This window comes from Ruegeria sp. N4 (assembly GCF_056531425.1).
The window spans coordinates 114,617-132,751 of sequence record NZ_JBQFLT010000003.1 but is presented as its reverse complement, the minus strand read 5'-3'; the positions used below and the strand labels follow the sequence as shown (position 1 = coordinate 132,751).

The 18,135-nt window shown below is 61.4% G+C and carries 12 protein-coding genes; 5 read left to right on the top strand and 7 right to left on the bottom strand.

The window, feature by feature from the left end:
* Nucleotides 1-143: 143 nt before the first annotated feature.
* The 4 genes from hutU to hutI are packed head-to-tail and all read right to left on the bottom strand — an operon-like array spanning nucleotide 144 to nucleotide 5,357.
* Entirely contained in the window at nucleotides 144-1,826 is a 1,683-nt protein-coding gene (hutU, locus tag ACR0LW_RS07110; RefSeq protein ID WP_480882051.1) for a urocanate hydratase, read from the bottom strand.
* Complete coding sequence (gene hutG, locus ACR0LW_RS07105) at nucleotides 1,823-2,617, bottom strand: N-formylglutamate deformylase (protein ID WP_480882050.1); 795 nt, start codon at nucleotides 2,615-2,617, stop codon at nucleotides 1,823-1,825. The genes hutU and hutG overlap by 4 nt, the downstream gene beginning before the upstream one ends.
* On the bottom strand, nucleotides 2,614-4,152 hold the full coding sequence (hutH, locus tag ACR0LW_RS07100) for a histidine ammonia-lyase (RefSeq protein WP_480882049.1): 1,539 nt from the start codon (nucleotides 4,150-4,152) through the stop codon (nucleotides 2,614-2,616). Before hutH ends, hutG begins: the two co-directional genes overlap by 4 nt.
* Nucleotides 4,149-5,357: an imidazolonepropionase gene (gene hutI, locus ACR0LW_RS07095; RefSeq protein WP_480882048.1), complete on the bottom strand. Its 1,209-nt coding sequence runs from the start codon at nucleotides 5,355-5,357 to the stop codon at nucleotides 4,149-4,151. The genes hutH and hutI overlap by 4 nt, the downstream gene beginning before the upstream one ends.
* A gap of 80 nt (nucleotides 5,358-5,437) precedes the next feature.
* On the opposite strand from hutI, the gene ACR0LW_RS07090 reads away from it, so the two are divergent.
* Both ACR0LW_RS07090 and ACR0LW_RS07085 read left to right on the top strand, forming a co-directional pair.
* Nucleotides 5,438-6,802 carry a formimidoylglutamate deiminase gene (locus ACR0LW_RS07090; RefSeq protein ID WP_480882047.1) on the top strand — a complete coding sequence of 455 codons (1,365 nt, stop codon included), beginning with the start codon at nucleotides 5,438-5,440 and terminating at the stop codon, nucleotides 6,800-6,802.
* A 74-nt stretch (nucleotides 6,803-6,876) separates the two neighbouring features.
* Nucleotides 6,877-7,578: a GntR family transcriptional regulator gene (locus ACR0LW_RS07085; RefSeq protein ID WP_480584762.1), complete on the top strand. Its 702-nt coding sequence runs from the start codon at nucleotides 6,877-6,879 to the stop codon at nucleotides 7,576-7,578.
* Here ACR0LW_RS07085 and phnY read toward each other — a convergent pair.
* Together phnY and ACR0LW_RS07075 are read right to left on the bottom strand one after the other, a co-directional pair.
* Nucleotides 7,572-9,017, bottom strand: coding sequence for a phosphonoacetaldehyde dehydrogenase (gene phnY, locus ACR0LW_RS07080; protein WP_480882046.1), 1,446 nt, complete (start codon nucleotides 9,015-9,017; stop codon nucleotides 7,572-7,574). The two genes, ACR0LW_RS07085 and phnY, sit on opposite strands and share 7 nt — an antisense overlap.
* Before the next feature lie 76 nt (nucleotides 9,018-9,093).
* Nucleotides 9,094-10,059 (bottom strand): LysR family transcriptional regulator, encoded by a 966-nt coding sequence (locus tag ACR0LW_RS07075; protein ID WP_480882045.1) that lies wholly within the window; start codon nucleotides 10,057-10,059, stop codon nucleotides 9,094-9,096.
* A gap of 360 nt (nucleotides 10,060-10,419) precedes the next feature.
* On the opposite strand from ACR0LW_RS07075, the gene ACR0LW_RS07070 reads away from it, so the two are divergent.
* The 3 genes from ACR0LW_RS07070 (at nucleotide 10,420) to ACR0LW_RS07060 (ending at nucleotide 17,330) form a co-directional block, all read left to right on the top strand.
* Complete coding sequence (locus ACR0LW_RS07070) at nucleotides 10,420-14,157, top strand: beta strand repeat-containing protein (RefSeq protein WP_480882044.1); 3,738 nt, start codon at nucleotides 10,420-10,422, stop codon at nucleotides 14,155-14,157.
* Nucleotides 14,158-14,220: 63 nt separating this feature from the next.
* Nucleotides 14,221-15,963, top strand: a complete 1,743-nt coding sequence (locus tag ACR0LW_RS07065; RefSeq protein WP_480882043.1) for a type I secretion system permease/ATPase — start codon at nucleotides 14,221-14,223, stop codon at nucleotides 15,961-15,963.
* Nucleotides 15,960-17,330 carry an HlyD family type I secretion periplasmic adaptor subunit gene (locus tag ACR0LW_RS07060; RefSeq protein WP_480882042.1) on the top strand — a complete coding sequence of 457 codons (1,371 nt, stop codon included), beginning with the start codon at nucleotides 15,960-15,962 and terminating at the stop codon, nucleotides 17,328-17,330. The genes ACR0LW_RS07065 and ACR0LW_RS07060 overlap by 4 nt, the downstream gene beginning before the upstream one ends.
* A 103-nt stretch (nucleotides 17,331-17,433) precedes the next feature.
* On the opposite strand, the gene ACR0LW_RS07055 is transcribed toward ACR0LW_RS07060, so the two are convergent.
* Nucleotides 17,434-18,051: a TetR/AcrR family transcriptional regulator gene (locus tag ACR0LW_RS07055; protein WP_170453869.1), complete on the bottom strand. Its 618-nt coding sequence runs from the start codon at nucleotides 18,049-18,051 to the stop codon at nucleotides 17,434-17,436.
* Nucleotides 18,052-18,135 lie beyond the last annotated feature (84 nt).

Below are 18,135 nucleotides of genomic sequence, written 5' to 3'. Positions count from 1 at the left end.
TATCTATAAAATTTCCTGCAGCTTGCGTTGCTTTGGAGTTATTATCGATAAAATACGTTGACGCAACACTCTATACGCCAACCACCCCAATATGACGCATCGTCGTTCTGTGACGATCTCGTGCGCAATTGAGAAACAGGGTGTCAGCCCAGAATGCCCGGCAGCCGCAACCCGTGTTCGCGCGCGCAGGCTTTTGCATCCTCGTACCCCGCATCGGCATGCCGCCAGACACCCGAGGCCGGATCGTTCCACAGGACCCGCCCAAGGCGTTTTGCGGCCTCATCCGTGCCATCAGCGCAAATCACCACACCTGCGTGCTGGCTGAACCCCATGCCAACGCCGCCGCCGTGATGTAGCGAGACCCATGTGGCGCCCGAGGCCGTGTTGACCAGCGCATTCAGCAGCGGCCAGTCGGAGACGGCGTCCGATCCGTCTTTCATTGCCTCGGTCTCACGGTTGGGCGAGGCAACCGAACCACTGTCGAGATGATCGCGCCCGATCACCACCGGTGCTTTCAATTCGCCGTTGCGAACCATTTCGTTGAACGCCAAACCGGCGCGATGGCGGTCGCCCAACCCGATCCAGCAGATACGGGCGGGCAGGCCTTGGAAGGCGATCCGCTCCTGCGCCATGTCGAGCCAGTTGTGCAGATGTGTGTTCTCGGGGAACAGCTCTTTCATCTTGGCGTCGGTCTTGTAGATATCTTCCGGGTCGCCCGACAGCGCGCACCAGCGGAACGGGCCGATGCCACGACAGAACAGCGGGCGGATATAAGCAGGCACGAAGCCGGGGAAGGCAAAGGCGTTTTCCAGCCCCTCATCCTGCGCCACCTGCCGGATGTTGTTGCCGTAATCCAGCGTCGGCACGCCTGCGTTCCAGAAATCGACCATCGCCGCCACGTGTTGCTTCATCGACACGCGCGAGGCTTTTTCAACCGCCTTGGGATCGCTTTCGCGCTTGTCCTTCCACTGCGCCATGGTCCAGCCCAATGGCAGATAGCCGTTGACCGGATCATGGGCGCTGGTCTGGTCGGTGACGATGTCGGGGCGCATGCCGCCTTCCTGCATCCGCCGATAGATTTCGGGGAAGATTTCGGCTGCGTTGCCCAGCAGGCCGACCGATTTCGCCTCACCCGCCTTGGTCCAGCGGTCGATCATTTCCAACGCTTCGTCCAGCGTCTCGGCCTTCTCATCCAGATATCTGGTGCGCAGACGGAAATCAATGCTGTCCGGGTTGCACTCGACCGCCAGACAGCAGGCCCCGGCAAAGACCGCCGCCAAAGGCTGCGCGCCGCCCATGCCGCCCAAACCGCCGGTCAGAATCCACTTGCCGGTCAGGTCGCCGTCATAATGCTGACGCCCGGCCTCGGCAAAGGTCTCGTAGGTGCCCTGAACGATGCCCTGCGTGCCGATATAGATCCACGAGCCAGCGGTCATCTGGCCGTACATCATCAGACCCTTTTTATCGAGCTCATTGAAGTGATCCCAGTTCGCCCAATGCGGCACCAGATTCGAGTTCGCGATCAGCACCCGAGGCGCATCCGAATGGGTCCGCACAATCGCCACCGGCTTGCCGGACTGCACCACCAGCGTTTCATCCTCTTCCAGATCCTTGAGGCTGGCGACGATGGTGTCGAAATCCTTCCACGTCCGCGCCGCGCGGCCAATACCGCCATAGACCACCAGCTCATGCGGGTTTTCGGCCACATCCGGGTGCAGGTTGTTCATCAACATCCGCAGCGGAGCCTCGGTCATCCAGCTTTTGGCGTTCAGTTCGGGCCCGGTGGGCGGGTACACGTCACGGGTGTTTTTGCGAGGGTCAGTCATCGGGCAAGCTCCAATGCGGTGTCGTGGATAGCGTCGAGTATATCTTTCAGCCAGCGGCGCAGGCGCGTGGCTTTGCGTTCGTCATAGGACCACGGCGGGCGCTCGGCGGTCAGGTAGGTGGATTGCGCCAGTTCCATCTGAATGGCGCGCAGCCCTTCGGCAGGGCGGCCATAATGGCGGGTCGTCCAGCCGCCCTTGAACCGCCCGTTCAGCACTGTGCTATAGGGCGATGAGGCCGCAAACTCATGGGCGATGGCCTCAATCTCGGGCGCGCAGGTCGTGCCGTCATTCGTTCCGAGGTTCAGGTCCGGCAGTGTTCCGTCAAACAGGAAGGGGATATGACTGCGGATCGAGTGGCAATCATACAGCACCGCAACACCGTGGATCGCCTTGACCCGCGCCAGTTCAGCCTCAAGGGCGGCGTGATAAGGCGCGTGGAAGGCGGCGCGGCGCTCTGCGATGTCTGCCTCGGACGGCGGATCATCCCAGATATCCTGCCCGTCAAAATCCGTCAGCGGCACCAGCGTCGTGGTGTTCTGTCCGGGGTAAAGCGACACGCCCGACGGGTCGCGGTTGGCGTCGATCACATAACGATGGAAAGTGGCGCGCACCGTTGTGGCACCGGGCAGCAACCCGTCATAAAGCTGATGGATATACCAGTCGGTATCGGCCAGCCCCCTGCCCCGGTCATTCAACCTGGCCTCGATCTCGGGCGGAACATAGGTGCCGGTATGAGGCAGGCCCAGCACGATGGGGCTGTCGCCCCGCGTGACCTCAACCGGATCGATCATGCGCCAAGCTCCGGCATGTCTATACCTGTGCCATGGGCAATCTCACCGTTGGCAATCAGAGCATAGGCGGCTTCGATATCCGGCGCAGTATAGCGGTCGTCGCCCAAGGGCGGCACCACCGCACGCAGGCGCGCCATCACGCCCTGCAGGGTCTCGCTGGTGGGCAGCGGCGCTCGGAATTCGACGCCTTGCGTGGCGCAGAGCAGTTCGACCCCAAGAATGCGTTCAAGATTGGTCACCATCTGCCCCAGACGCCGTGCGCCATGAGCGGCCATGCTGACGTGATCCTCCTGATTGGCAGAGGTGGGCGTCGAATCCGTCACGCAGGGATTGGCCAGATGCTTGTTCTCGCTCATCAGCGCGGCCGTGGTGACTTCGGCAATCATGAGGCCCGAGTTCAGCCCTGGATTGGGCGTCAGGAAGGGCGGCAGATCAAAGCTGAGGACCGGATCCACAATCAACGCGATGCGGCGTTGGGCAATCGCCCCGATCTCGGCCACCGCCAGTGCGATCATGTCGGCGGCAAAGCCCACCGGTTCAGCGTGGAAGTTGCCGCCTGAGACGATCAGACCGGCCCCGGACAGGACCAAAGGGTTGTCGGTGGCGGCATTCGCCTCGATCTCCAGCGTGGTTGCGGCCTGACGCAGCACATCCATCGCCGCCCCAACGACCTGCGGTTGGCAGCGAATGCAATAAGGGTCCTGAACCCGCGTGTCGCCCTCACGATGGCTTTCGCGGATCACCGACCCGGCCAACAGGGCGCGCATGGTGGCCCCGGCCTCGATCTGGCCGCGATGGCCACGCAGCGTGTGGATTTCCGGTTGCAATGGGGCCGTGGACCCCATGATCGCATCCGTGGTCAGCGCCGAAGTCACCAACGCGCTTTGTGCGGCTTGCCACGCACCAAACAGACCCGCCAGCGTAAAAGCGGTCGAGAACTGGGTGCCGTTAATCAGCGCCAACCCTTCCTTGGGGCCGAGTTCCACCGGGGTCAAACCAGCGGCGATCAGCGCCTTGTGGCCGGGCATCATCTCGCCGCCATATTCGGCTTCACCCGCGCCCATCATGACAGCCGCCATGTGCGACAGCGGTGCCAGATCGCCCGAAGCGCCCACCGAGCCCTGCGCCGGGATCACCGGGGTGACGCCTTTGTCGAGCATGGCTTCAAGCAGGTCGATCAGTTCCAGCCGCACACCGGACGCGCCACGCCCGAGACTGAGCAGCTTCAGCACCATCATCAGCCGCGCGACCGCGCGCGGGATCGCCGGACCCACTCCGCAGCAATGAGACAGGATAAGATTGCGTTGCAGGGTCGCGGTATCCTCAGCCGCGATCTTGACGCTGGCCAGTTTGCCAAAGCCCGTGTTGACCCCGTAAACCGCAGCCTCACCCGCCGCAGCCTCGGCAATGCGCGCCTGCGCCGCTTCGATACCGGGGCGGCAGGCCGGGTCCAGCCGCACCGCGCATTCCTCGCGGTAAACCTGTTCCAATTGCGCCAGCGAGACAGCGCCGGGTGTCAGTGTCAGCGTGGTCAAAACGCACCTCCGATGATGCGGGCGTGAAGCGGGTTGAAGCCGATGCGATAGGCGAGTTCCGCCGGGTGCGAGACGTTCCAGACCGCAAGATCAGCGCGCAGGCCGGGCGAGATCTGGCCGCAATTGCTCAGACCCAGCGCGCGGGCGGCGTTGGCGGTGACCCCTTGCAAGGCCTCTTCGGGTGTCATGCGGAACAGGGTGCAGGCCATGTTCATCGCCAGCAGCAAAGACGTCATCGGGGCAGAGCCCGGATTGCAATCGGTCGCCAGCGCCATCGGCACATTGTATTTGCGCAGCAGGTCGATCGGCGGGGCTTGTGTCTCGCGCAGCGTATAGAACGCTCCGGGCAGGATGACGCCCACGGTGCCTGCCTCAGCCATGGCCTGAACGCCGTCTTCATCCAGATATTCGATGTGGTCCGCGGACAACGCGCCATATGAAGCGGCCAGCTTTGCACCACCCAGATTGGACAGTTGCTCGGCGTGGCATTTGATCGGCAGACCAAGCTGCTGCGCCACATCGAACAAGGGCACCAACTGGTCGGGCAGGAACGCTATGCCTTCGCAGAACGCATCCACCGCATCGACCAGACCCTCGGCATGGGTGGCACGCAGGGTCGGGATGCAGATTTCGGCGATGTAATCCTCGGGCCGGCCGGCATAGTCCGCAGGCACTGCATGGGCACCCAGGAAACTGGTCACCACCCGCACCGGGCGATGTTCAGGCAAGGCACGAGCAGCGCGCAGCATGGTCAACTCGGTTTCGTGATCCAACCCGTAGCCCGATTTGACCTCGATCACCGAAACGCCCTCGGCCAGCATCGCGTCGACGCGGGGTAGCGCCTGCGCGATCAGGTCATCGACACTGGCCGCGCGTGTCGCCTTCACGGTCGATATGATACCACCCCCGGCCCGCGCGACCTGTTCATAACTGGCCCCGTTCAGGCGCATTTCGAATTCGGCCGCGCGATGGCCGCCATGCACCACATGGGTGTGGCAGTCGATCAGTGCTGGCGTCACCAAACGGCCCTCCAGTGAGGTTCTGGGCAGCGCCGAATACTGTGCAGGCAATTCCGTTTGAGCCCCGACCCAGGCGATCTGACCGCCCTGAACGGCAATCGCGGCCCCGTGGATCAGCCCGTATGCGGCCTCACCCGCCATGGTCGCGGCATTCAGGTCAGTGAACAGGTGGTCGGGGGCCTGCATTCGAATCCCTCTCGTGAAATTCTCTCTTTTCTGGTACAGGTGTTTATGCTTTATGTCTATCCATAAAACCGGAGGCAAATATGACGACCATATTCGCAAACCGCGCTCTGCTGGCGGATGGATGGGCCGAAAACCTGCGGCTGGAGGTTCGGGACGGGCGCATTTTACGCCTGACGACGGACGCGGCAGCCATGCAAGGCGACACCCGCGTCGATACCTTGCTGCCCGCGCTGTCCAATCTGCACAGCCACGCCTTTCAGCGCGCGATGGCCGGGATGACCGAATACCGTTTGGCGGGTCGCGACAGTTTCTGGACCTGGCGCGAGCTGATGTACCGATTTACCGCGCATCTGACCCCGGATCAGGTGCAGGCTATCGCCGCGCTCGTGTATCTTGAGATGCAGGAGGCCGGGTACGCCGCGGTCGGAGAGTTCCATTACCTGCATCACCAACCCGGCGGGCAGCCCTATGACCGGCTTGCCGAACTCAGCGACCGGATCATGGCTGCCGCTGGTGAGACCGGGATCGGGCTGACTCACCTGCCGGTGCTATACAGCTACGCGGGCGTCGGGGAAAAACCGTTGGAACCCGGCCAGCAGCGGTTTGGCAATGATGTGGGCCGTTTCTGCGCTCTGGTAGATCAGGCGCGCAGCGCGCTTGGCGACCTGCCCCCGGACTGCCGCATCGGTATTGCGCCGCATTCCCTGCGTGCCACCTCACCCGACGATCTGGCACAGGTGGTGGCCGCGCAGGGCAGCGGACCGGTCCACATTCATATCGCCGAGCAACCCAAAGAGGTGGCCGAAGTGCAGGCCGGGCTGGGCGCGCGCCCGGTGGAATGGCTGCTGGCCAATGCCCCCGTCGATAGCAACTGGTGCCTGATCCACGCCACGCATATGACCGAGGCCGAGACCCGCACCATGGCCGCCAGCGGGGCCGTTGCGGGCCTGTGCCCCATCACCGAGGCCAATCTGGGCGATGGTCCCTTCAACGGCCCGACCTATCTGGCCGCTGACGGGGCGTTTGGGGTCGGCTCGGATTCCAATGTGCTGATTTCTTTGACGGAAGAACTACGCACATTGGAATATTCTCAGCGGCTGCGTGATCTGTCGCGCAATGTGCTGGTTGTGGGTGAAGGCTCGGTCGGGCAAACGCTCTATTGCGGCGCGGCCATGGGTGGCGCACAAGCTTTGGATCGCGATGCTGGACAGATCGCCGAGGGCAAGCTGGCTGATCTGGTCGCCATAGACAGCCAAAACCCGGCGCTGTGTGCGCTGCGACCCGATCAGGTGCTGGACGGGCTGATCTTTGCGGCCAGGGACTCGGTCGTGACCGACCTTTGGTCCGCCGGGCGGCTTCAGGTGCGCAACGGTCGCCATATCCATCGCGACCGGATCATCGCCACTTACCGAACCGCGATAGAGGGGCTTTTGTCCGCGCTGTGATTAGGTTGATAGCTTTGCATCCAGATTTAATCCGGACATTATATGAATAAAGGCAGAAATTAAGTGAGCAACCCGTGACCGTGCCAAAGACAATGGGCTTTCAGGACATCCGCGACGAGGTTCTGAACCGCATCCAGACCCGCATCTGGCCGCAAGGCAGCCTGTTGCCGACCGAGTTGGAGCTTGCTGCCGAATTCGGCTGTGCCCGCGCGACGGTCAACCGCGCCTTGCGGGAACTGTCCGAGCAAGGGATCATCACCCGCAAGCGCAAGGGTGGCACGCGGGTTGTCACAACTCCGGTCAAGCAGGCCAAGCTGCCGATCACCGTGGTTCGCCAAACCATCGAGGATATGAATGCCGAATACCGCTATGCACTGGTCAGTCGGACCCTGATCGACTGCCCCGCATGGTTGCAGGCCAAGCTGGGTCTGGCCGAGGGGGCTCAGGTCCTTCACCTGCACTGCATGCACCACGCCGACAACCGCCCCTTTCAGTTCGAGGAACGCTGGATCAATGTCGAGGCGGTCCCCCATGTGGTGGACGAGGATTTCCTTGCAACCGGACCCAACGAATGGCTGCTGGCCGAGGTGCCCTTTTCAAATGCGGAGATCGCCCTGTCGGCGGTTCCGGCCACGGGGCACTTGCAAGACTTCCTGTCCGTCCCGCCCGGAACGCCGCTGTTCCAGTTGGAGCGCACGACATGGTTTCAGGCCAAACCGGTGACATTCGTGCGCATGACCTTCCATCAGGGATACCAGATGCGCACCACTTACTGAGGCCAGGGCAGCGAGTAGGTTGTGACATTGGTGAAGAACTTCATCGCTTCGATGACGCCTTCTTTCACGCCATTGCCGCTGTCTTTTATGCCCCCGAACGGAGACATCTCAATCCGGTAGCCCGGTTGTTCCCAGATATTGCAGGTGCCGACGTGCAGCCCGTTGACATAGGCAATCGCGCGGTTCAGATCGTTTGTGCAAACGCCCGAGGACAGGCCAAACGGTGTGCCATTGGAAATTGCCATCACCGCGTCGTCATCGTCGGGGACACGCAGGATGGGGATGATGGGGCCGAAGGTTTCCTCCATCACCAACGCACTATTGTAAGGCACGTGATCAACCACGATTGGGGGCAGTAAGGCCCCCTGACGTCCGGGGTGATACAGAACTTGCGCCCCCTGCCGTTCGGCATCCATCACGCGGGTTTCAAACAGCGCCGCAGCCTCGGCATGGATCACGCAGCCCAGTTCCGTTTCCGGGTCCTGCGGGTCGCCAAAACGGATGGCTTTAGCCTTGTCCAGCACGAAGGGCACAAAACGATCTGCCACGCTGTTTTGAACCAGAATACGTTTGACGGCGGTGCAGCGTTGCCCGGAATTGCCCGTTGCCCCGGCAACCGCAATGGCCGCGGCCCGGTCCAGATCGGCGTCGCTCAGATCGTTCAGCACAATCAGCGGGTCGTTTCCGCCCAGTTCCAAGGCCTGCCGCTTGTACCCCGCCTTGGCCGCGATACTTTTGCCGACGGGAACGCCCCCGGTGAAGGTGATGATGTCGATATGGTCATTGGTGACCATCTCATCCCCGATCTCTTGCGGCCAGCCGGTGACAACCTGAAACATCTCGGGCGGTAAACCGGCCTCATACAGAATGTCGGCCAGGCTGAGCGCGGTCAGAGGGGTCAGTTCGGTCGGCTTGCAGACCATGCAATTGTTCGTCGCAATCGACGGCGCGATCTTGTGGGCGACCATGTTCAAAGGGTGGTTGAACGGCGTGATCGCACTGATCGCACGAACGGGGTCGCGCTTGGTGAAAATCTTGCGGGGCTTGCCGTTGGGGGTCAGGTCGCAGGAAAAGACCTCGGCATCATCGCGCAGCGCCTCGGCGGCGGCGAACTGAAACACATCCTGCGCCCGTTTGGTCTCATAGATCGCGTGCTGATGGCAAATCCCAAGCTCCAGCGTCAGCCATTTCGCGAGGTACTCGCGCCGCTCACCGATCAGGTCGCCTGCACGCTGCAAGATCTGACTGCGCTCATAGCGGGTCAGGTGGGGTGTGTAATTGGCGGCAATCTCGAAGGCCTGCCGAACGTGATCGACCGTGCCTGCGGGAACAGTGCCGACCACCTCGTTCGTGTAGGGATAATGAACCGGAATGGTGGCCTCAGAGAACACCACCTGCCCGCCGATGCGCATGCCTTCGTTCCGAATGTCCATTGCCATCTGCCTACCCCAATTGCCACGGGTCAACGGATAGAACTGCCCTCCGCCCTGCGTCAACAATCGGTTTCGAGAAAACTCAGGCTTGGGCAAGTGCGGGGCACTGCCCCTGATCGGCGGGAAGCTCGGACCGATAGGTCGGAATAACCCCAACCGGCGGCTTTTCCCGGATGTATTCCCCTATCCGCGCCAACATCGGTTTTCTCGGGCAATTGGGGCGTGTAGCAGCCCCCAGATCGCGCAGATGACCGGGCGCGTCGAACGGAATAAAGCACAACGGCCAGTTGTCGCGCTTGAATTGTTCGGCCGCCAAAGCCGAGACAATGGTGCAGTCATCCGAATGGCAGATATGGCGGCAGATCGTTTCGAACCGCAGGGCAGTCAGGTCAAAGCGCTTGCTGATCCGGGTTGAGGGGTCATGTTTGGGCAACCGCTCCTCAAGCTCATAGCCAAAACTGTGCGGCAGGCGGATGAAATCATGCGGCGGCACGTCTTCCGGTGCGATCGAGGGTAAGGTGCACAGCGGATGCCCTTGTCGCAGCGCCAGAAACAGCGGTTCGGACCAGATCGAGGTGAAATCCAACGCAGCACTGTTATTGATCTTGGCCACCAAAGCCATGTCCAGCGCGTGATCTTCGACCATCTGCAGCATGTTCTGCGGCAGGTCTTCGATCATGGTGACACGCATGCGCGGGAACAGCGTGTTAAACAGCTCTGAGAAATACTGCGTCAGATAGGGGGCCAGCGTGGGGGTCATGCCGATGGTGAAGGGCACAGCCTCGGGGTCGCGGAACTCGGTCGCGGTATCGCGGATCTTTTGCGCGTCGGCCAGAATGCGCGCTGCGATGCCCACGATCCGCGCGCCGCAGGCGGTTGGGCGAACCTCGTTATTCAGCCGCAGGAACAATTCCGTGCCAAGCTCATTCTCAAGCTTCTTGATCTGGTTGGACATCGCCGGCTGAGACACGTTGCACGCCTGCGCGGCCTGACTGAACTGACCGTGTTTGGCAATCGCAAGGACGTATTCCAGATCACGGATATTCATTTTGGCAAACGTCACAATTGGAAATGGGAACATTCATGCCGTCAAAATACGCCTGAGGCGCCGGATTCAGAAGACCTGCGCCCGAAATCCGGGGGGGATAAACGCTCACTTCCGTTAACAAATCTGTCAACTTTCGAAAATGAATAGGGTGACCCGCGTGACGTGTCAGCGTGAAGCGCCTTGTTTTTCGGGGGTTGAAGGTTTCAGACCTCACGCGTTTTGTGACTATTTGCATCGGTTATAGCCCCGATTTGGACCATGAATTTCCGCCGCCTCGGGGTGGGGCCTACTCCTTTGATGCGTCGGCGGCCCAAGCATTCGGGCCGCCTGCACCACGCAATAAACCTGACGGAGTGACCCATGCTGTCCCAATTCGTAGAAAGCCTGCGCGCCCGTCTCTTGACCACGTCAACCCTGGCGCAAGAGGCGACCCGCGACGGCCAAACCCTTTTCAACAACTTCTTCCAGAGCACGGTGGTCGATGACACGCCCGCTTTTGTTTTGGCCAATGATTTCTCGCGCCTGCTTAACTTTGGCGAGATCGTCACCAACAACGCTGTTGCCGCTGTTCAGGCGCAGGGGCAGGATGTCGATATCTTCAACTTCCGCTCGGGCGTGATCGACGCCAATAGCGGCCCTGACGCGCTGGCAACCGGTATTCAGGTCACCGGCAGCGCCGCTGTGCGCAACTTTGGTGCCATTTCCGGCGACTTCAACGGTGTTCAATTCCTGGGCGCGGACAGTTCCGGCAACCTGGACAATTTCCGGGGCGGCGTGATCAGTTCCGACAGCCGCGCGGTGGACATCCAAGGCCAAGGCATCGATGTGCGCAACTTCGGCGACATTGTCGGCACCGGCGACCAGCGCAACGGCACGATCTACACCAACAGCACCACCGAAGACATCTCGATCTCGAACTTCTCCGGCGGGACTGTAGATGCCGGTGACGGCAATCAGGGCGCAGGCGTTTCGCTTCAGATCGGGGATGAGATCGGCGACCGTGTGGAAACCGATGTGTTCAACGGCTTTGGCGCGACCATTCAGGGTCGGGGTCAGGCGGCGTCGAACACCGCGCTGGCGGGCGACGGTATCCGCATCGACAATGGCGCTGAAGGCACCATTCTGGAGACCGAGATCGTCAACAGCGGCCTGATTTCTTCGGAAAGCACCCAAGGCACCGCTGCGGGTATCCGTATCGCTGACGGTGCAAACACCGAAGGCGAGATCCTGAACACCTCGACCGGTGTAATCGAAGGCGCTGCAAATGGCCTGTATATCGGTCAGGGCGCGCATGATCTGGATGTGCTGAACTTCGGCACGATCCAGTCGGACAGCCGCGCGGTGAACATCGACGGCACCGGTGTCAACCTGATCAACGGCGGCGACATCCTCGGCACTGACGATCAGCGCAACGGCACCGTTTATGCCGATGGCACAGCCGACGACTTCTCGGTCAACAACCTGGCCACCGGGACCATCGACGCGGGCGAGCACAATCAGGGCTCGGGCTTTGGCGTCGAAATCGGCGGGGCCGCAGATGGCGCGAACTCGTTCACGCTGGACAATGCCGGGACAATTCAGGGCCGTGGCAATGCCGCAGCGGGTACAAATGCTGCCGGTGATGGCGTCCGGATCGGCAATGTTGGCAATGTCGGCACCACCGACGCGATCATCAACAACACCGGCACCATCGACTCGGAAGGGGCAAACGGAACCGTTGCGGGTGTGCGTTTCGTCAACGGTGTTTCGTTTCAGGGTGAGTTCAACAACTCGGGCGACATCTCGGGTGTTCAGAACGGTGTCTATTTCGGCAACCCGGTCGCAGGCGAAGGCGCGGATCACACCGGCGGTGTGTTCAACAACCTGGAAGGCGGAACCATTTCGTCGGACAGCCGGGCGTTCAACATCGATGGCATTGGCCTTGAGGTGAACAACGCCGGTGACATTATCGGCACCGACAACCAGCGCAACGGCACTGTTTACGCCGACGGCACCGCGCAAGACTTCACCTTCAACAACCTGGAAACCGGTGTTGTGGACGCAGGCGAAGGCAACGAAGGTTCGGGCTTTGGTGCCGAGATTGCAGGCGAGAATTCCTTCGAGCTGAACAATGACGGCACAATCCAGGGCCGTGGCAACGCCGCCGCAGGCACCAACGCAGCCGGTGACGGTATCCGTATTGGCAATGTCGGCAACGCCGGGACCTTCTTGGGCACCATCACCAACGCGGGCGTGGTCGCCTCGGAAGGGGCTAACGGCACCGTCGGCGCATTCCGCGCGGTGAACAACGTTAACTTCCAGGGTCAGCTGATCAACGAAGAAGGCGGTCTGTTCGAAGGTGGTCAGAACGGTGTGTACTTTGGCACCGGTGATCACGCTGGCGGTTCCTTTGTGAACCGAGGCATCGTCACCTCGGACAGCCGTGCGGTGAATATCGACGGTGAAGGTCTAGAGGTTGTCAACGAAGGCACCATCCTCGGCACCGGCAACCAGCGCAACGGGACTGTCTACGCTGATGGCACCGCCGACAACTACACCTTCAACAACTCCGGTCTGGTGGATGCGGGCGAAGGCAACAACGGGTCTGCCGTATCGCTGCAAACCGGTGACGTCTCGGGCGATGTGGTTTCGGCCGCGATCCTGAACGAAGGCACGCTGCAAGGTCGTGGCGATGCGATCGAAGGTAATCAGGTCGGCGACGGTCTGCGCCTGTTCACCAGCCAGGATGACGCCTCTTTCGCGGGTGTTGTTGTCAACGAAGGTCTGATCGCAGGCTCCGAGGACTCGGACGCGGCAGCCGGTATTCGTATTGATGGCGGCCTGAGCCTGCTGGGTGCGATCCTGAACGAAGGTGAGATTCGCGGCACGGTCAACGCAATCGACGCCTCGGACGCAGCCAGCGTGACCATCGTCAACGACGACGAAGGTGTGATCAACGGCAACGTTCTGCTGAGCGATGGCGACGACATCTTTGTCGATCTGGGCACCACCAACGGTGATATTGTTGGCGGCGCAGGGGACGACGTGCTGATCGCAGGCGATGCGGACAATGTTCTAACCGGTGGTCTGGGCAACGACTTCATCGACGGTGGCGACGGCATCGACACAGCCGACTTCTCGGATCTGGATGTCGCGGTCGAGGTGCGTCTGGACGCCAATGGCAACGGCACCGCCACGCGCGATACGGGCTTCAACATCTCGGTAGTCGATGCGGTTGTCGCAGCACCGGGTCAGTTCGGGTCGGCTATCGAAGATGGCGCTCAGTTCGTGGAACAAGCGGTTCAGGGCAACCTGTACTACAACATCCACACCTCTGAGTTCCCGGGCGGTGAAATCCGCGGGCAATTGCTGGTCGACAGCGACGTGACCGAGAACGGCATCCGCACAGTCTCGCTGAGCGGCGGTCTGGACGCAGCGCAAGAGCCTGATCCGATCTCGGACAGCGACGCCACTGGTGAAGCAACCGTTGTCATCACCCAGAACCTGGCGTCGGGTGAGGTCACATACTCCAGCGAACTCAGCGTTGTGGGTCTGAACGAAGCCGACCTGAACACGCCGATCCCGGGTGTTGTCTCTGCCATCCACTTGCACAATGCACCGGCGGGCGCGAATGGCCCGGTCGTGCAGGACACGCTGGTGGACGCGGGCGCCACGCTGGACGTCAATGCCGTGGGTGGCATCGGTGTCATCGGTCAGGACGTCATCGAGAACCAGATCGAGACAGACATCCTGCAATCCATCGAGAACGTCATCGGCTCGGACGATGGTGATGTGATCTTTGGCAGCGATCTGTCCAACGTTCTGAACGGTGGCGAAGGCGACGACCTGCTGAACGGTGAGGGTGGCGATGACATCCTGATCGGCGGCGCAGGTGCAGACACCTTCTCGTTCGGTTCGAACTTCGGCAACGACGTGATCCAGGACTTCGAAGTTGGTCTCGACCAGCTCCAGTTCGGTGACTTCGGTCCGGACTTCGGCGGCGCGCTGAGTGTCGCGCAGGATGGCAACGACGCTGTCATCTCGTTCGGAGGCGAAGGCTCGGTCCGTCTGGCCGGTGTCAACAGCACCGACCTGAGTGACGACGACTTCGTCGCGTAACCAACTCCAATCGGGGCGGCCCTCGGGTCGCCCCGTTTTTGATCAACCGGAAAGGGCTATCCGATGTTCAAGAAATCCAACCCCGTCGAAACCGCTTGGGCCGCGCTGCGCAAAGGCTTTGTCGCCGTCGCGCTGTTCAGCCTGTTTCTGAATCTGCTGATGCTGGCCGGGCCGCTTTACATGCTTCAGGTCTATGACCGTGTACTGACCAGCCAGAACATTGACACGCTGATCGCACTGACCCTGCTGTTGGGCGGCGTGTTTGTCGTGATCGCCTGCCTCGACCTGATGCGGATGCGCATTCTGGGTCGTCTGGCCGCCCGGTTCGAGATGGCCGTTGGCGCCCCGGTTCTGGGAGCCGCCATGCGCCGCCGGGTTCAAGGTGACGGTCAGGACGGTGAGAATCTGGTCGAAGACGTGAACGGATTTCGTGAGTTCATTTCGGGCAGCACCCTGACTGCCTTTTTCGATGCGCCATGGATCCCGATCTATCTGCTGGTCCTTTACGTCTTGCACCCGCTGCTGGGTCTGTTGGGGCTGGCCGGAGCCGTAACCCTGACCCTCATGGCGCTGATCAACAACGCCCGCGCCCATGCGCCTATGCAGAACGCGTCGCAAGCGCGGGGACGCTCGGACGCATTGTTCAACACCAGCGACCGCAATGCGGAACTGGTGCATGCACTGGGGATGAAGTCCGATCTGGTGCGCCGCTGGACCGCGCTGCAGATCGATGCGCACGGGCACAAGACCAAGGCCGCCGACCGGATCGCTAGCTTTTCGGTGATGTCCAAAACCATCCGCATGGGGCTGCAATCCGCCATTCTGGGACTGGGCGCAGCCCTTGCGATTACCGGAGAATCCACCGCAGGCGTGATGATCGCCGCCACAATTGTTCTGGCCCGTGCCCTGTCGCCCATCGACCAGTTGATCGGCCAATGGCGCGGCTTTCTGGCGGCGCGCGGGTCCTATGCCAAGATCAAGGCCCTGACCGATGAGTTTGCCGAGACCCCGCCCAACCTGCACCTGCCCCGCGCGTTCAAATCCCTGAACGTCCGCATCGCACAGGCCGGGCCGCCCCGTGCCATCAACGCCACGATCCGGTCGATCGATTTCGCCCTGGACGCAGGCGATGTGCTGGCGGTGATCGGCCATAGCGGCTCGGGCAAGACCACGCTGGGCAAGATGCTGGCCGGGATCTGGCACCCGCAACGGGGCGAGGTTCTGCTGGACGGCAGCCCGATGTCGAAATGGAATGCCGAGGATCTGGGCAAACAGATCGGCTATCTGCCACAAGACGTTGAGCTGTTCGACGGAACGATCCGCGAAAACATCGCGCGCTTCTCGGTCGCCATCGACGATGCCGAGGTTCTGCGCGCCGCGCGCGAGGCGGGCATTCACGAGATGATCAGCGCCCTGCCCGACGGCTATGAAACGCGCATCGGTCAGGGATTCTTCCTGTCCGGTGGTCAGAGGCAACGTCTGGCACTGGCCCGCGCGCTCTATAGTGATCCGTTTGTACTGGTCCTGGACGAGCCCAATTCCGATCTGGATGCCGAAGGCGAACACGCATTGCGTGAGGCTATTCTGGCCGCTCAAGCGCGGGGTGCCGTTGCCATCGTGATGACCCATCGCCCCGCCACCCTTCAGGCCGCAAACAAGGTCATGGTCATGCGCAACGGGGCCCAGACCCAGTTTGGTGACAAAGAGGATGTGCTGAAGGTCAACCGCCGCAACGTATTGGAGGCGCAAGCGAAACCCACACACCAGCCCGCCCCCGCACCCCAAGTCACAGGAGCCGCACAATGAGACAGCTTGTTCCACACACCCAATCGCAGAACACTCTGACCCTGAATGACGGGCAGATGATCGACATCACCGACACATCGCCCGGCATCGCGCGCTATGTCCTGTTCGGACTTTTGGCCATGGTGGCTTTCGCGGCTGGCAGTGTGTACTGGGCCTTTGCCTCGAAACTCGATGGGGCGGTGGTGGCCCCGGCCTCTTTCGTGGTCGAGGGCGACCGCAAGACGGTCGAGCATCTGGACGGCGGCATCATCCGCTCGATCCTGATCGCGGACGGGGATTTCGTCGAACAAGGGCAACCTCTGATCCGGCTCGACAGCACTGAGATCGACGTCGATCTGAATGTACTGGGCAGCCAGTTGGGCGAGCTGTCGGTGCGCCGCGCGCGGTTGATCGCGCAGATGACGGGCGAGGACAGCTTTGACGAGGCCGCAGCCCTTGCCCAGTTCTCTGCCAACATGAACCGGCTGCACTGGTTCCCGGCTTATCTGACCCAGAAACAACTGTTCGACGCCGAAGCCCGCGCCCGCCGGACCGAGGCCGACATCAATGCCCAACGCATCACAGGGCTGCGCGATCAGATCGCCGGGCTGGCCGAACAGCGCCTGAGCGCCCAAAACCAGATCACGATCACGCAGGTCGAATTGGACAACCTGCAGGGCTTGCTGGACAAGGGTCTGGTTGCCGCAACCCGTGTCAGCGCCCGGCAGATCGAGCTTGAGCGTCTTTCGGGCGTCGATGCCTCGCTTCGGACGCAGATTGCGCAGGCTGAGAACCAGATTCATGAGCTACAACTGACCCTGCTCAGCCAGCAAAAGCTGCGCGATGAGGTCATTGTCGGTGAACTTGCGGTGGTCGAAGCGCAACTGGACCTGATCCGCCCGCAATATGCAGGCACCGCCGAACGGCGCAGCCGGATCGAGCTTGTGGCCCCGGCCAGCGGGCGCGTGGTGAACCTGACTGCCTCGACCACGGGCGGTGTGATCCGGCCGGGTGAGCATATCATGGACATTGTCCCTGCCGACCAAGCGCTGATCGTCGAAGCGCGGGTGAAAACCGCGGACATCGACAAGCTGCATGTCGGACAATCCACGCGCATCCGCCTGTCCGCCTTTGCGCAGGCCGATGTACCCGAAGCCCATGGCCAGATCTTCGATATATCAGCGGACGTGCTGGAGGATGAACGGACGGGCGAGCCCTATTATCAGGCCCGCGTCAGGCTGGATGCGGATCAACCCGCGCCAGTTACCGCGCTCGATCTTGTTCCGGGCATGCCTGCCGATCTGTTCGTCAATACCGGCGAGCGCACGGTGATCGCCTATCTGGCGCAACCCATCAGCGAGCGGCTGGCACGAACTTTCATCGAATAAAGGATTTCCAAAGACCTGTGCCTTAGACCCAATACTTACCGAGTGCCAATTTAATGAGTGAAGGATGGCCTGCACCGCAAGCCCCGGTGCAGGCCATCAATTTTCAGGCACCATAGCGGGCCAGGAACATATCCACGGCATGCAGCGCGACTTCGTCAATCTCGGCCTGGCTGAACTCTTTCTGGATGCCAAAGGCAGCGCGCACCCACAGCCGAACCTTGCACAGTTCGGCAAATTGCTCGGCGGCAATCTGGACATCTTCAATCGCAAGTTCACCTCTGACAACGGCCTTTTCCAGATACTCGGCAATCTTGCGCTGTCCGTTCTGAGGTCCGGCCTCATAAAACGCCTGCCCCAGTTCCGGGAACCGATCCCGTTCTGCGACACAGACCCGGAAGACCTGTTGATTAAAGTCCGATACAAAAAACCCGACCAACTGTGTTGCCGTGATGGTCAACACCTCACGTGCTGGCTTGGTTTCATCGATCATCGACAGAACACGCTCGGCCATAAGGCGGCACTCGGTCTGTGCCACCTCGACAAACAAAAGCCGCTTGTCCGGGAAGTAGCTGTACAGGGTCGCCTTGGACACACCCGCCGCACGGGCGATGTCGTCCACACTTGCGCCTTCGAACCCATCCGCCATGAAAACCTCTCGGGCCCCGCGCAGAACCTGGTCGAATTTTCGGCCGGTGCGCAGGATGGTAGCGGTCTGGGTCATGTCGTCTCCTGATGCTTGAGGTGGTCCGAGTTTATAAACCGTTCGGTTCAGATACAAGGATTCTTGGCCATTTCGCGCAGTTTG